Raw genomic sequence first — 14,362 nt, forward strand, 5'->3', positions numbered from 1 at the left:
CGGGCATCTGCCCGGCCTGCAATCAGTTCAGCTTATAGTCCAGCGTAATTTCCGCTTTCAGCAGCTGCGAGACCGGACAGCCCGCCTTCGCTTTCTGGATAATGCCGTCGAACTGCTGCGGATCGATACCCGGTACCGTCACCTTGCTTTGCAGCGCGACCTTGCTGATGGCAAAACCCCCGTCGGTTTTATCCAGCGAGACGTCCGCCGTGGTATCGATGGAGTCAGCGGTGTAGCCCGCTTCTCCCAGCATCAGCGACAGGGCCATGGAGAAACACGCTGCGTGCGCTGCACCAATCAGCTCTTCCGGGTTGGTTCCCTTCTCGCCCTCAAAGCGGGTGTTGAAGCCGTAAGGTTGCTGGTTAAGGACGCCGCTTTCGGTTGATACCGTCCCTTTGCCGCGCTTAATGTCGCCTGACCAGTGTGCTGAACCGTGCTTATGAATCGTCATTCTTGCTCTCCTTTTGGCTTACAAAGGGTTAAGTATAGGACGCCTCACCCATTTTGCAGGGAACACAGACTAGTCCGAAGGCGCAGCGAGGTGGTTTGCCAGCGCGTCGAGAAACACGCGCTGCGCCGCCGGCTGATAGTCACGCGACTGATAAATGCCAAAAATGCCGATCGGTTTTGGCGTAAAGGCGTTAAGCACCGGCACCAGGCTGCCCTCTCTGAGCGCCGCGCTGGCCTCGCGTTCGGGCAGCATGGCAATACCGCAGTGGTTTATCGCTGCCTCCATCAGCAGAGACGAGATACTGGCGCTCAGATTGCCGCTCACCGCCGTTGCGATCGCTTCGCCTTCGGGCGTCAAAAAACGCCACGATTGCCCCGCGAAGAAGCTGTAATGCAGGCAGTTGTGCCGGGCTAAATCTTCAAGCTGTTCAGGAACGCCCCGGCTGGCAAGATACTGCGGCGAGGCGCAAAGCACGGACCTGCACTCTCCCAGCCTGCGGGCGATCATGCCGGGCTCGGGGCTATCGGTGATGCGGATCGCCACGTCAATTCGCTCTCCCACCAGGCTCACCGGATGATTATTGACATCCAGTTCGATGCGCAGCTGAGGGTAACGCTGCAACAGATCCGGCAGCACCGGAGCGATCAGCTGGGTCGCGGTAAAATGCGCGCAGGCGACGCGCAGGGTGCCTGAGGGCAGATCCTTCACGGACTGATCTTCGATTTCCTGAGAAATTTGCGACAGCGTACGGGTCTTTTGCAGCACTTTCTCTCCCGCCGCCGTCAGCGTCAGCTTGCGGGTGGAACGGTTCACCAGCCGCGCACCGGCCCACTTCTCCATCTGCTCCAGATAGCGGCTCACCATCGGGCGAGAGATCCCCAGCGCCCGCGCCGCCGCGCTTAAACTTCCCAGCTTACAGATGCGGTTGTACACCTGGGCGGCAATTACGCGATCCATTCTGACCTCCATTTGCTCGATTTATGAAACTAAGCATCTCCTGTTTCAGGAATTCTGGCAAATGCAGAGATCCGTACAATAGAGACTTTCCTGATGAACAGAGAGTTGACCATGACCATCGCCCGCCTTGCTTTGCTGACCACCCTTGTTACTCCGGCCGCGTTTGCCGCGCCGTTAACCATTGATACGTACAACCCGCAAGAAAAAGGCATTTTTGCCGTCTCATCCACCCTGGTATCTGGGCCGAAAGAGGCAGTGCTGTTTGATGCGCAGTTCAGCGTGAAGGATGGCGAAGCACTGGTGGAAAAAATTCGCCACAGCGGTAAAACGCTGAACAAAATTGTGATCACCTCCGGCGATCCGGATTTCTATTTCGGACTGCAACCGCTGGTGAAAGCCTTCCCGAACGCCAAGGTTGTCGCTACGCAGCAGGTGGTGGATCATATCAATGCCACTAAAGACGCCAAGCTCGCCTTCTGGGGGCCGCAGATGAAAGACGGCGCGCCCGCGCAGCTTTACGTACCGCAGGTGCTTGCCTCAACCACCTTTATGATTGACGGTGAGAGAGTGAGCATTGAAGAGCCTGAAAGCTATGCGGCGTACGTCTGGATCCCCTCCGCGAAAACCATCCTCGGCGGCACGGGCGTCGCCTGGGGCATTCACGTCTGGACGGCGGATACCCAAACGCCAGAAAGCCGCAAACAGTGGCAGCAGACCCTGGATAATATGGCCGCCCGTAAGCCCGATCGCGTGATTCCGGGCCACTATCTGGGAACACCGCCCGCGGGAACCGGCGCGATTGACTTTACCCGTGACTATCTACAGCGTTTTGAACTGGCCCTCACGACGCATAAAGAATCAACCGGCGTCATCAACGCAATGAAAAAACAGTGGCCGAACCTTGCGGAAGAAAGTTCTCTGGAACTGAGCGCCAAAGTGAATACCGGCGAAATGAAGTGGTAATAGCCTGATTATCTCCTGCTATATTTAAATTTTTTATAGCAGGAGTTTTATATGCAATCGCCAGTAAGGGGCATCGACCATATCGGTATTACCGTGCCCGACATTGAAAAAGCCACCCTATTTTTTGAGCACGCTTTCGGCGCGAAGGTTTTATATCATTCTGTCGATGCTGAAACCGATAATATTGACCAGTCCGCTCAGCAACACACCTTAAAATTATTTCCCGGCACTAAAATTCATGCCATCCGCATGCTCGCCATGCCTCACGGACCCGGCATTGAACTCTTCGAAATGCACGGTCCTGAGCAGGGTATGCCCGCCCGCGCCAGCGATTTTGGCCTTCAGCATTTTGCTGTTTATGTTGATGATTTTGATAGTGCCATCGCGGCTTTCACCGCCGCCGGCGGCGAGATGTTTACCGCGCCGAAGCCGCTTAGCTTTCCGGATGAGCAAGGTGAAGGCAATGCTTTCTGCTATGGTCAAACCCCCTGGGGCAGCGTTGTAGAATTGATCTCCTGGCCGACGCCCATGCCTTATGAAAAAACGACGAATTTACGCCGCTGGAAGCCCTAAAATTTATTTCTGTGCTACGGCATGTGATATTTTTATTTCCAGGACGAATCTGAGCCACAACGACGAAAATATTTGTCACTCTGAATGTGAATTACGATTTTGCACGCCGTAACATTAAACAGACAACGACACGGAGGCAGCATGTTTACTTATTACCCGGCACATACCACAGCAGCACAACCGGAACTTGTTAACGCGATCGCACAAGGTCTTCACGCCGAGCACGGTGTTGTTACTGAAGATGACATTTTGATGGAACTGACCAAGTGGGTGGAAGCCACGGACAATGACATCCTCAGTGACATCTACCAGCAAACCATCAACTATGTGGTTAGCGGGCGCAACGCACCTTTATAAAAACCTGCTAAGCTGGATCTGCAACCTAAGGGGTTACATTTCGTTTGCGTAAGCAAACTTGTCCTTAAAACTATCAACAGGATTGAGGAGTTAATATGAAATCGAACCGTCAGGCACGCCACATTCTGGGACTGAACTACAAGCTCTCTAACAAGCGTAAAGTGGTTATTGAGGAGGGTAGCGAAACGCAGGTTACCCACGCTACCGGCAGAAAACGCCCTTCCGGCAAGTAAGTTCCGGCACGATATTCACAACACCATCGGTAATCCCGATGGTGTTTTTGTTTATGTGTTGCGGTAATTAATATTCAGCTCCTTTATAATACCAACCGACCGCACCCCGTAGCACAGGCCAGAAAGATGACAAACAGCAGTGTCAGGGACGGATCTTCTTAAAAAGAGTGAGTGACATGGACAACAAACTGAAAAAACATCGTTCCCTTTATATTCCTTACGCCGGTCCGGTTTTACTGGAGTTCCCTCTTCTGAACAAAGGCAGCGCCTTTAGCATGGAAGAGCGCAGCAGCTTTAACCTGCTGGGCCTGCTGCCTGAAGTGGTTGAAACCATTGAAGAACAGGCAGAACGTGCCTGGATCCAGTATCAGGGCTTTAAAACCGAAATCGATAAACACATCTACCTGCGTAATATCCAGGATACCAACGAAACCCTTTTCTACCGCCTCGTGCAGAACCATCTCGAAGAGATGATGCCGGTGATTTACACCCCAACGGTCGGCGCGGCGTGCGAACGCTTCTCCGAGATCTACCGCCGTTCCCGCGGCGTGTTCATCTCCTATCAGAACCGTCACAACATGGACGACATTCTGCAAAACGTGCCGAACCACAACATCAAAGTGATCGTGGTGACCGATGGAGAACGTATTCTTGGCCTTGGCGATCAGGGCATTGGCGGGATGGGTATTCCTATCGGTAAGCTTTCTCTCTATACCGCCTGCGGCGGCATCAGCCCGGCCTATACCCTGCCGGTGGTGCTGGACGTGGGGACCAACAACCAGCAGCTGCTGAACGATCCGCTGTACATGGGCTGGCGTCACCCGCGCATTACCGACGACGAGTACTATCAGTTTGTTGATGATTTCATTCAGGCCGTGAAGCACCGCTGGCCGGACGTTCTGTTGCAGTTCGAAGACTTCGCGCAGAAAAACGCCATGCCGCTGCTTAACCGTTATCGCGATGAGATCTGCTCGTTCAACGACGACATTCAGGGCACCGCGGCAGTGACCGTCGGTACGCTGATTGCCGCGAGCCGTGCGGCGGGCAGCCAGCTCAGCTATCAGAAAATTGTCTTCCTGGGCGCGGGCTCTGCGGGCTGCGGCATCGCCGAGCAAATTATTGCCCAGACCCAGCGTGAAGGCCTGAGCGAAGAGCTGGCGCGCTCGCGCGTCTTTATGGTGGACCGCTTTGGCCTGCTGACCGACGGCATGCCGAACCTGCTCCCGTTCCAGACCAAACTGGTGCAGAAGCGCGAGAACCTGAAAAACTGGGATACCGACAACGAAGTGCTTTCCCTTCTTGACGTGGTGCGCAACGTCAAGCCGGACATTTTGATTGGCGTGTCCGGGCAGACTGGCCTCTTTACGGAAGAGATCATTCGCGAAATGCACAAGCACTGCGAACGTCCTATCGTGATGCCGCTGTCAAACCCGACCTCACGCGTGGAAGCAACGCCGCAGGACATCATCGCCTGGACCGAAGGCAACGCCCTGGTCGCGACCGGCAGTCCGTTCGATCCGGTGGTGTGGAAGGACAAACTCTACCCCATCGCGCAGTGCAACAACTCCTACATCTTCCCGGGTATTGGCCTGGGTGTCATTGCCTCCGGCGCATCACGCATCACCGACGAAATGCTGATGTCCGCGAGCGAAACGCTGGCGGGCCACTCTCCGCTGGTGAACAACGGTGAAGGACTGGTACTGCCGGAGCTGAAGGACATACATAAGGTGTCCCGTGCCATTGCCTTTGCGGTGGGCAAAATGGCGCAGCAGCAAGGCGTAGCGGTGAAAACCTCTGCCGATGCGTTGCAGCAGGCAATTGACGATAATTTCTGGATGCCGGAATACCGTAGCTATCGTCGTACTTCGATTTAAATTTTGTCCCTTATCCCAGCCCTCTCCCTAAAGGGGAGAGGGTCAGGGTGAAGGGAATATACGGCACTTCCCGCTAGCCAAACCCACATTCCCCCGCTACACTCCCTTCATCCATCAACCCATTGAATATATAAGGAGGCCAATTATGCTGTACTGTGAAATTTTCAATGTTTCACATACATTTGGTGATCGCACCAGCTCAAGCGTTATCGGTATCGTGCTGCGATAACTTCCGCTTGAGCGAAGACACCAACCCCTGAAATCCCTTCTCTCGGGCTTACTGAGTTATCGTCAGCGATGTTTGACGAGGCATAAACATGCCTGTAACTCCTGGGTAAGCAACAATGAGCACTCTACTCACTGCACATTCTTTACGTGTTGATACAGCGTTTAGCACGCTCTTCGACTCTCTCTCCTTTACGTTGAAAAAGGGCGACCGCATTGGCCTGCTGGGTGATAACGGCTGCGGAAAAAGTACGCTGCTGAAAATCCTCGACGGGGCGCAGTCCCCTGCTGCCGGAACCGTTTCACTGGCGGGACATTGCCTGCTGGCGCGCGTGGAACAACATCTGCCGGAGACCCTTTATCCCCTGACCATGCTGGATGCAGTGCTGGCGCAGCTGCCGACCGCTGAGCGCGACAGTCTGCGCTGGAAGGCCGAGACGCTGCTGGCCGAAATGGGCTTTACGACGCAGGAAACGGCGCTGCAATCCGCCACGCTGAGCGGCGGTCAGCATACGCGTTTATTGCTGGCGAGAGCGCTGATAAACGATCCGGATCTGCTGTTACTGGACGAACCGAGCAACCACCTCGACCTGCCGACCCTGCTGTGGCTGGAGCAGTTTTTACAGCGCTGGTCCGGCAGCTTTGTGCTGGTCTCTCACGACAGACAGCTGCTGGACGCGGTAACCAACGGCAGCTGGATCCTGCGCGATAAAACACTGCACTACTTCGCCCTTCCCTGCACTGCCGCCCGTCAGGCGCTGGAGGCGAAAGACGAAAGCGATGCGCAGCGCCACAAGGCAGAGCAAAAAGAGATCGACCGCGTAACGGCCAGCGCCAAACGCCTCGCGACCTGGGGCAAGGTCTACGACAACGAAGATCTCTCCCGTAAGGCTAAGCAGATGGAAAAACAGGTCGAACGGCTGAAAGAAAACCAGACAGAACTGACTGCGGGAAGCCCGTGGACCTTAACCCTGCGCGGGGACGCGCTGCGGGCCGATCGCCTGCTGGAAATAACCTGCCTCGGCGTGCCTCCGGAGCCGGGTCTGCCAGCGCTGTTTACCCTCGACAGCGCGCGGCTGAAAAGTGGGGATCGCGTGGCGATTGTGGGGCGTAACGGCTGCGGTAAATCGTCACTGATGAAGCTTATCTGGCGTCATTTTCGCGACGAGATTTTAGACGACAGGCTTAAGCGTCATCCGCGCGTCTCGGTCGGCTACTACGACCAGACGCTGCACCAGCTGCCGGACGATGCGGCGCTGCTGGATGCGCTGGAACCTTTCGCGCCAGATCCGCAGACCCGTAAAATGGCGCTCATCAGTGCCGGCTTCCCGTGGGCGCGGCACGGGCAAAAAGTCAGTACGCTGAGCGGCGGGGAACGTTCGCGCCTGCTGTTCGTCGGCCTGACGCTTGCCCGCTATAGCCTGCTGATGCTGGATGAACCGACAAATCATCTGGACATGGAAGGCAAAGACGCGCTGGCTGTTACCCTGCAACAGTTTGAAGGCGGCGTGCTGCTGGTGAGCCATGACCGTCAACTGATCGGCCAGAGCTGTAACCGTTTCTGGCTGATTGAGGACGGCAGGCTGAGCGAATGGCACGATGCGGAGGCGGTGTTCGAACGTCTGCGCGAGGGGACCGGTCCGGTTGTCCCCGAGCCGTCGATATCAGCGCTAAACGCGCCACCTGCTGCGTCTGATGATTTGCTCGAACGCCTGGTCGCGCTGGAAACGCTGCTGGAAGAGGATTTGGCGCGCAAGCCCAAACATCAAAAACCGCAGTTGCAGGCGCAATGGCGAAAAGAGATTGAGGTGATAGAAGCCCAACTGTAAATCTGTACCCGGCGGTTGCTACGCCGGGTCTTTTTTGATGTCAGTGTTTTCCCCTACTGATTATTAGAGGATCGCCGTATTCTTAATCTGAAACTGCACTAAATGATGACATTATGTTGCGGCTGCCTTGCATTACTGCGCCAAAGTATTAATCCTTAATGGGTATTACACCTGCAATGCAGAGACTCATCATGAAAAGGAGAAACACATGAAGGCTGCTGTTGTCACTCAGGATCATCAGGTTAACGTTACAGAGAAAACCTTACGTGCGCTCAAGCATGGTGAAGCGCTGCTGAAGATGGAGTGCTGTGGCGTTTGCCATACCGATCTCCACGTTAAAAATGGCGATTTTGGCGACAAGACCGGGGTGATCCTCGGCCACGAAGGGATTGGTATCGTCAAAGAAATTGGTCCGGGCGTCACCTCGCTGAAAGTAGGCGATCGTGCGAGCGTGGCGTGGTTCTTCGAAGGCTGTGGCCACTGTGAATATTGTAATACCGGCAACGAAACCCTGTGTCGCGACGTGAAAAACGCGGGTTACTCCGTTGACGGCGGCATGGCGGAAGAGTGCATCGTAACCGCGGATTACGCGGTTAAGGTCCCGGAGGGGCTGGACTCTGCTGCGGCCAGCAGCATCACCTGCGCCGGGGTCACCACCTACAAAGCGGTGAAAGTGTCCGAGATCAAACCGGGTCAGTGGATTGCGATCTACGGTCTTGGCGGATTGGGTAACCTCGCCCTGCAATACGCGAAAAACGTCTTTAATGCAAAAGTCATCGCCATTGATGTGAACGATGAGCAGCTTAAACTGGCTGCCAGCATGGGCGCAGACTTAACCGTGAACTCCCGCAATGAAGATGCGGCAAAAGTCATTCAGGAGAAAACCGGCGGCGCCCATGCGGCGGTGGTGACGGCGGTAGCGAAAGCGGCCTTCAACTCTGCCGTTGACGCGGTTCGCGCCGGTGGGCGCGTGGTGGCCGTTGGCCTGCCGCCGGAAGCGATGAGCCTGGATATTCCTCGTCTGGTGCTGGATGGTATTCAGGTGGTGGGCTCCCTGGTGGGTACCCGTCAGGATCTGCTCGAAGCCTTCCAGTTTGCCGCAGAAGGTAAGGTGGTTCCGAAAGTCACGATGCGCCCACTGGAAGATATCAACGCCATCTTCAAAGAGATGGAACAGGGCCAGATCCGTGGCCGTATGGTGATTGATTTACGTTCTTAAACGGCAGTTGCCGGGTGGCGGCTTTGCCCTGCCCGGCCTTTCACGTGGATGAACGCCGATCGGAAATCCATTCCTGAACTTCAATCTGGAACGTGTCCGGCGCTTTTCGGTACATTTTACGCGCCAGGTCGAGGATAGTATGGCGCCCTAACTCCTCTTCCATCCGCTGCTGCGCGCTGTCCATAACTGACCGCACTCCGCACGGGCCGTCGCACACCCAGGCCGGTGGCGTTTCATCAAACACCGCCAGGCGTTGTCGCACTTCCCGACACTCAAACATATTTTTCTCGCCGTCGATGGCATGCGCCACGTCCAGCACGGTAATCAACTCTGCCGGACGCGCCAGCCGGAACCCGCCCCCTTTGCCTTCGGTGCTGATAACCAGCCCCGCACGGGACAATCGGGTGAAGATCTTTCCAAGATAGTCGTACGGCACGCCCTGCAAGGCCGCCATCTCCCGGACGCTCATCTCACGCTCATTACCTTTAGCATCCACCATACACATCAGGCTGTGAATGCCGTATTCCACACCAGAACTGTAAAACGCCATGGCTTACTCCGGGTTATCGTTCGCTGCATTATAACGATTTTTAACTCAGAAAAAAGTTGTCGTAGTTAACTCCGACAAGTATAGTGGCAGTTATGTCAGACATATGGCCTGACGATCAAAAGGATCGAGTATGAAAAAGCAGATTTTAATTGTGGGTAGTGGGTTTTCCGGCATGTGGGCTGCGGTCAGCGCCGCGCGTCTTTCTGCTCTGGAGGGTAACAACAGCCTTAACATTGCCGTGCTGGCCCCCGTCCCGGAACTGCGCGTTCGCCCCCGCTTTTATGAGGAAAATGTGTCAACGATGGTCGCGCCGCTGACCGATCTGTTTGCTGAACTGGATATTGCGTTTATTTCGGGTGAAGCACAACGCATTGATACAACGTCAAAAACCGTTTTTTATCGCGATTCAAACGGCGCCACAGCTGAAGTCACCTACGAACGCCTGATCCTCGCAACCGGTAGCCAGACTAAGCGTCCCCCTATTGCCGGCCTGGCGGAATACGCCTTTGATATCGACCAGCTTGAATCCGCAAGGCTGCTCGAGCAACACCTGGACGCCCTGGCTACACGCCCTTCCTCCCCGGAGCGTAATACCGTGGTAGTGTGCGGCGGCGGTTTTACCGGCATTGAGCTGGCAACGGAACTCCCAGCCCGACTTCGCACTCGTTTCGGTGCTGATAAGAAGACCAAAGTAATCGTAGTAGAGCGAGGTGCAACCCTTGGCGGACGTTACAGCGAGGCGCTGCGTAACACAATTGAAGAAGCCAGCAACGCGCTGGGGGTTGAATGGCGTTTAAACAGTGAAATTGAAGCCATTGATGCCTGCGGCGTGACGCTCAAAAAAGGAGAGCGCATTGCCAGCGCTACCGTGGTATGGACGGCAGGTGTCGAAGCGAACCCCCTCAGCCAGCACGTTACCGGGGAACGCGACCCGCAGGGACGTCTGAAAGTCACCGACACGTTGCAGGTGCCTGCGCATCCGGAGGTTTACGCGACGGGTGATATGGCGCACGCAAAAACGGACGACGTGGGCAACACGGCGCTCATGACCTGCCAGCACGCGATCCAGCTGGGAAAATTCGCCGGACATAACGCCGCCGCCAGCCTGTTAAATCTGGCGCCGTACCCTTACCGTCAGGTGAATTACGTTACCTGTCTGGATCTGGGTGGCTGGGGCGCGGTGTATACCGAGGGGTGGGAACAGCGTGTTAAATCCGTGCGCAATGAGGGCAAGAAAATCAAAGTGGCCATCACCAACGAACTGATTTACCCGCCAGCAGCAGACAGAGCGGTCGCATTTGCCGCCGCTGACCCGCTGGCGAAATTTGTGTAGTTCACGCTTACGTGCCGCGACCTGCGGGCAACGTGTGAAATCAGGCCAATGCCCCCGCGTTGGCCTGACGCTTTTTAGCGCACCGGAGGCCATACAGCAGCAGTGAGGTCATCGCCGAGAAGGATAAGATCGCTGCCGGGAGCGTGACATAACTCCAGCTAAAGCCAAGGGTAATCATCATTCCACCAAAACAGGCGCCAATCGCGCTGCCGAGATTGAACGCCATTTGCCCGCCTGCGGCCCCCAGCATCTCGCCTCCCTTCGCATTTTGCAGCAGCAGAATTTGCAGCGGCGCTGAGAGCGCAAACAGCCCGGCGCAGCAGACAAATCCCATCACCAGCGAGGCCGTTTTCAGTTCGCCAAACGCAAACAGTAACAGCAGCGAAGCCACAATCACCAGGTCGGTGGTGGCGGCAATACGCAATGGGCTAAAGCGCGCCGATAGCTTCCCGCTGAGCAGATTGCCCAGCACCATACCCAGCCCCATCAGCATCATGATCGCGGTCATAACGCCCTCGGAGAAGCCTGACACGTTGACCATAAACGGCTTCACGAAGCTAAACCAGGCAAACACCCCGGCGTTACCAAACATCGTTGCGGCAAAGATCAGCCACGGTTCAGGCTTCTTCAGAAAGTGGAATTGCTCTGCCAGGCGGGTGGTGGAATTGTCATAGAGAGAGGGAACCCAGAGCAGGACAGACAGGATCACCAGGGCGTCAAACACCGCAATTAAAAAGAAGGTGTAACGCCAGTTAAATTCATGTCCCAGCCACGTCCCGAGCGGGACGCCAAGCAAATTGGCAACGGTCATCCCGGCTATCATCCCGGCCACAGCGACCGTTACTTTTCCCGGCGGTGCAATTTTTGACAGAATTATCGCTCCCACACCGAAAATCGCGCCATGCGGGAAACCAGAGATCAACCGCCCCGCTGCCAGCCCTACGTACGAGTCAGAGAAAGTAAAAAGCGCATTACCGAGGACGCACATCGCCACCAGAAACAGCAGCGTGGTTTTCAGCGAGAATTTGCTGGAGCACAGCGCCACAATCGGCGCGCCGATCACCACGCCAAAAGCATAAAAGGAAATCATATTCCCGGCGGAGGGAATCGAAATGCCCGTGTCATGAGCCAGCTCTGTCAGCACGCCCATGATGCCAAATTCAGCCATCCCCAGGCCAAAGGTAGCCAGTGCTAACGAAAAAATTGTTTTTTTCATACCGCAACCACTGTTGAAAAATATGCAGCGTGCATTATTGAATAAACTTGTATGGTGAACCAGTTCAAATCAGCTTTCTGACACATTAATCCATTCATTCAGGTCGATTACACTCTTAGTACGGCCTCGATTCCGCGACCGCACACAAAGGGAGACCCACCATGGTCAGTAAGAAGAAAACCCGTATTGTTGATGATGTCGCTAAAAATGCGCCACTCAAAACCAAAGCGTATGAGCAAGAACTTCGCCGCCTCCATGTTGAACTGGTTAAGCTCCAGCTATGGGTGGTCGCCAAAGGGTTAAAGGTCTGTATTGTTTTTGAAGGACGGGACGGCGCCGGTAAAGGCGGCACCATCAAAGCCATCACCGAGCGCGTCAGCCCTCGGGTTTTCCGCGTCGTTGCGCTACCGGCCCCTACCGATAAAGAGAAAAGTCAGCTCTATTTTCAGCGTTACGTATCCCATCTGCCCTCTGCCGGTGAAATCGTGATTTTCGACCGCAGCTGGTACAACCGCGCTGGCGTGGAGAAGGTAATGGGTTTCTGTACCGAAGAGCAGGTCGAAAAATTTCTTGATGGAACGCCGGTGATGGAAAAAGCGATGGTCGATGCCGGGATCATTTTGCTGAAATACTGGCTTGAGGTCACGCCAAAAGAGCAGGAGCGCCGCCTGCGCGACCGCATTAACGACGGTCGCAAGATCTGGAAGCTGTCTCCAATGGACATTAAATCTTTCAATCTGTGGGATGAATATACCCTCGCCCGTGACGCCATGTTTAAAGCGACCGACACCGCCTGGGCGCCGTGGTTTGTGGCGCGTTCAGAAGACAAAAAAAGGGTGCGGCTGAATATTATTTCGCATCTGCTTTCGCAGATCCCTTATAAAGACGTTCACGTCGACAAGGTGGATTTACCGAAACGAAAAATCGGCAAAGTGAAGCCAACAAAATATCCCTTCCGGTATATTGCAGAGCGGTTTTGATATTGAGAAGTAGGCCCGCGCAAGCGCAGCGCCGCCGGGCAAAGCCGACGGCGCAGGGCATTTACTTCATCCCTTCTGAACTCTCTTTTTGCGCTTCAAGACGCTCAACGTCCCGGTACCAGCGCGGGTGGTGCTTCTGCGCCCAGCGGCGGCTCACCTTCCCTTCAATCATGCCTTTAATTGAACCTTTCACCCAGAATGCCATATACATATGGATCAGGATGGCATGGATCAAAATAATGGCTGACGTCGCGTGGATCAGCAGTGCGTAGCGCACCACCTGAATCGGGAAATAGTGCGCAAAATACGGTCGCCAGATAATCACCCCGGTCACCAGCAGCACAAAAATCATGCTCATGATGGTCCAGAACATCATCTTCTGCCCGGCGTTGTATTTGCCTACCTTCGCGACCTTATGCTCGTTGCCTTTCAGCACCTCAACAATCCCTTTAATCCAGGGAATATCCTGCTTGTCAGGGATGTTGTGATGAACGAAACGCACGAACATAAACATCAGCACCACGAAAATCAGCACGCCGAAGAACGGATGCAGAATGCGCCCCATCTGCGGCGTCCCGAAGGTTTCCGTAAGCCACTGTAGCGTGGGGAAAAAGAACGATATGCCGGATACCGCCACCAGGAAGAAGCAGATCACCACCGTCCAGTGACAGGCGCGATCGACAAACTTTGTGCGCACTATCATTTTCGACTTACTCATGATGCTCCTCCTCGTCGTCATCCACCTCTTTATTCGGCCCGATACCAATGTAGTGATAAATCAGCCCGGCAAAGGTGGCGATAAAGCCCGCCGCAGAGAGCGGTTTAAGCGCCCCTTTCCAGAGGTTGATTGAGGTATCGATCGCCGGATCTTTCGGCAGATTGTGATACAGCTCCGGCTGGTCATTGTGGTGCAGAACATACATGACGTGCGTACCCCCCACGCCCTGCGGGTTATAAATCCCTGCCTTGTCATAGCCCCGCGCTTTGAGCTTATCCACCCGCTGCTGCGCCACTTCCAGCATCTCTTTTTTGGTGCCGAAGTGGATCGCCCCGGTCGGACAGGTCTTCACGCACGCAGGCTCCTGGCCGACGCTGACGCGATCGACGCACAGCGTGCATTTGTATACCCGGTTATCCTCTTTATTGAGGCGCGGGATATTAAACGGACAGCCCGCGATGCAGTAGCCGCAGCCGATACAGTTGTCCTGCTGGAAGTCGACTATGCCGTTGGCGTACTGAATAATGGCGCCAGCAGACGGGCACGCCTTCAGGCAGCCCGGATCTTCACAGTGCATACAGCCGTCTTTGCGGATCAGCCACTCAAGCTTGCCGTTCTGATCGGTTTCGCTAAAGCGCATCACCGTCCAGGACTTGGCGCTCAGGTCAGCCGGGTTATCGTAAACCCCGACGCAGTGCCCTACCTCGTCGCGGATATCGTTCCACTCCGAGCAGGCCACCTGGCAGGCTTTACAGCCCACGCAGGAGGAGACATCAATCAGCTTGGCGACTTCTGCCTTGTAGTCCCGCGCACGAGGCGCGGGGGTTATCGGGTTGGTCGCGGAGCGTTTAATAATGTCTTGTGTTTCCATCGCCATTTAATCG

General features: G+C 55.2%; 15 protein-coding genes. 9 read left to right on the top strand and 6 right to left on the bottom strand.

Annotation, left to right across the window (positions count from 1 at the left end; translation table 11 throughout):
- Nucleotides 1-22 precede the first annotated feature (22 nt).
- Both N5C09_RS01000 and N5C09_RS01005 read right to left on the bottom strand, forming a co-directional pair.
- Nucleotides 23-451 carry an OsmC family protein gene (locus tag N5C09_RS01000; RefSeq protein WP_063866672.1) on the bottom strand — a complete coding sequence of 143 codons (429 nt, stop codon included), beginning with the start codon at nt 449-451 and terminating at the stop codon, nt 23-25.
- Nucleotides 452-520: 69 nt separating this feature from the next.
- On the bottom strand, nt 521-1,408 hold the full coding sequence (locus tag N5C09_RS01005) for a LysR family transcriptional regulator (RefSeq protein ID WP_279748261.1): 888 nt from the start codon (nt 1,406-1,408) through the stop codon (nt 521-523).
- 111 nt (nt 1,409-1,519) lie between these two features.
- Here N5C09_RS01005 and N5C09_RS01010 point away from each other — a divergent pair, with 111 nt between their 5' ends.
- The 7 genes from N5C09_RS01010 (at nt 1,520) to adhP (ending at nt 8,681) form a co-directional block, all read left to right on the top strand.
- Nucleotides 1,520-2,371, top strand: a complete 852-nt coding sequence (locus tag N5C09_RS01010) for a Vmh family MBL fold metallo-hydrolase (RefSeq protein WP_279748467.1) — start codon at nt 1,520-1,522, stop codon at nt 2,369-2,371.
- A 51-nt stretch (nt 2,372-2,422) separates the two neighbouring features.
- Nucleotides 2,423-2,944: a VOC family protein gene (locus N5C09_RS01015; protein WP_063866669.1), complete on the top strand. Its 522-nt coding sequence runs from the start codon at nt 2,423-2,425 to the stop codon at nt 2,942-2,944.
- Nucleotides 2,945-3,085: 141 nt separating this feature from the next.
- Nucleotides 3,086-3,301 carry a biofilm-dependent modulation protein gene (gene bdm, locus N5C09_RS01020; protein WP_022648192.1) on the top strand — a complete coding sequence of 72 codons (216 nt, stop codon included), beginning with the start codon at nt 3,086-3,088 and terminating at the stop codon, nt 3,299-3,301.
- 95 nt (nt 3,302-3,396) lie between these two features.
- Nucleotides 3,397-3,534 carry a stationary-phase-induced ribosome-associated protein gene (gene sra, locus N5C09_RS01025; protein ID WP_003857059.1) on the top strand — a complete coding sequence of 46 codons (138 nt, stop codon included), beginning with the start codon at nt 3,397-3,399 and terminating at the stop codon, nt 3,532-3,534.
- 176 nt (nt 3,535-3,710) lie between these two features.
- Nucleotides 3,711-5,408 carry an NAD-dependent malic enzyme gene (locus N5C09_RS01030; RefSeq protein ID WP_003857058.1) on the top strand — a complete coding sequence of 566 codons (1,698 nt, stop codon included), beginning with the start codon at nt 3,711-3,713 and terminating at the stop codon, nt 5,406-5,408.
- Nucleotides 5,409-5,752: 344 nt separating this feature from the next.
- Nucleotides 5,753-7,462: an ABC-F family ATP-binding cassette domain-containing protein gene (locus tag N5C09_RS01035; protein ID WP_279748262.1), complete on the top strand. Its 1,710-nt coding sequence runs from the start codon at nt 5,753-5,755 to the stop codon at nt 7,460-7,462.
- A 208-nt stretch (nt 7,463-7,670) separates the two neighbouring features.
- The gene (gene adhP / locus N5C09_RS01040) at nt 7,671-8,681 is read left to right on the top strand and encodes an alcohol dehydrogenase AdhP (RefSeq protein ID WP_063451264.1); all 1,011 of its coding nucleotides are present in this window, start codon (nt 7,671-7,673) and stop codon (nt 8,679-8,681) included.
- A 40-nt stretch (nt 8,682-8,721) separates the two neighbouring features.
- Here the strand turns inward: adhP and N5C09_RS01045 are convergent, their stop codons facing one another.
- A complete protein-coding gene (locus N5C09_RS01045) occupies nt 8,722-9,231 on the bottom strand; it encodes an Rrf2 family transcriptional regulator (RefSeq protein ID WP_063451263.1) in 510 nt (169 codons plus the stop codon).
- A 130-nt stretch (nt 9,232-9,361) separates the two neighbouring features.
- Here N5C09_RS01045 and N5C09_RS01050 point away from each other — a divergent pair, with 130 nt between their 5' ends.
- Entirely contained in the window at nt 9,362-10,564 is a 1,203-nt protein-coding gene (locus N5C09_RS01050) for an NAD(P)/FAD-dependent oxidoreductase (protein ID WP_279748263.1), read from the top strand.
- Nucleotides 10,565-10,604: 40 nt separating this feature from the next.
- On the opposite strand, the gene araJ is transcribed toward N5C09_RS01050, so the two are convergent.
- Nucleotides 10,605-11,780: an MFS transporter AraJ gene (gene araJ, locus N5C09_RS01055; protein ID WP_279748264.1), complete on the bottom strand. Its 1,176-nt coding sequence runs from the start codon at nt 11,778-11,780 to the stop codon at nt 10,605-10,607.
- Between the two features lie 161 nt (nt 11,781-11,941).
- Here araJ and ppk2 point away from each other — a divergent pair, with 161 nt between their 5' ends.
- A complete protein-coding gene (gene ppk2, locus N5C09_RS01060) occupies nt 11,942-12,760 on the top strand; it encodes a polyphosphate kinase 2 (RefSeq protein WP_102751144.1) in 819 nt (272 codons plus the stop codon).
- Nucleotides 12,761-12,821: 61 nt separating this feature from the next.
- On the opposite strand, the gene fdnI is transcribed toward ppk2, so the two are convergent.
- Together fdnI and fdxH are read right to left on the bottom strand one after the other, a co-directional pair.
- Nucleotides 12,822-13,478 (bottom strand): formate dehydrogenase-N subunit gamma, encoded by a 657-nt coding sequence (gene fdnI / locus N5C09_RS01065; protein WP_063451259.1) that lies wholly within the window; start codon nt 13,476-13,478, stop codon nt 12,822-12,824.
- Nucleotides 13,471-14,355 (bottom strand): formate dehydrogenase subunit beta, encoded by an 885-nt coding sequence (fdxH, locus tag N5C09_RS01070; protein ID WP_003857048.1) that lies wholly within the window; start codon nt 14,353-14,355, stop codon nt 13,471-13,473. Before fdxH ends, fdnI begins: the two co-directional genes overlap by 8 nt.
- Nucleotides 14,356-14,362: the final 7 nt, after the last annotated feature.

It is taken from the genome of Enterobacter sp. GD03975 (assembly GCF_029838645.1).
GTDB lineage: Bacteria > Pseudomonadota > Gammaproteobacteria > Enterobacterales > Enterobacteriaceae > Enterobacter > Enterobacter quasihormaechei.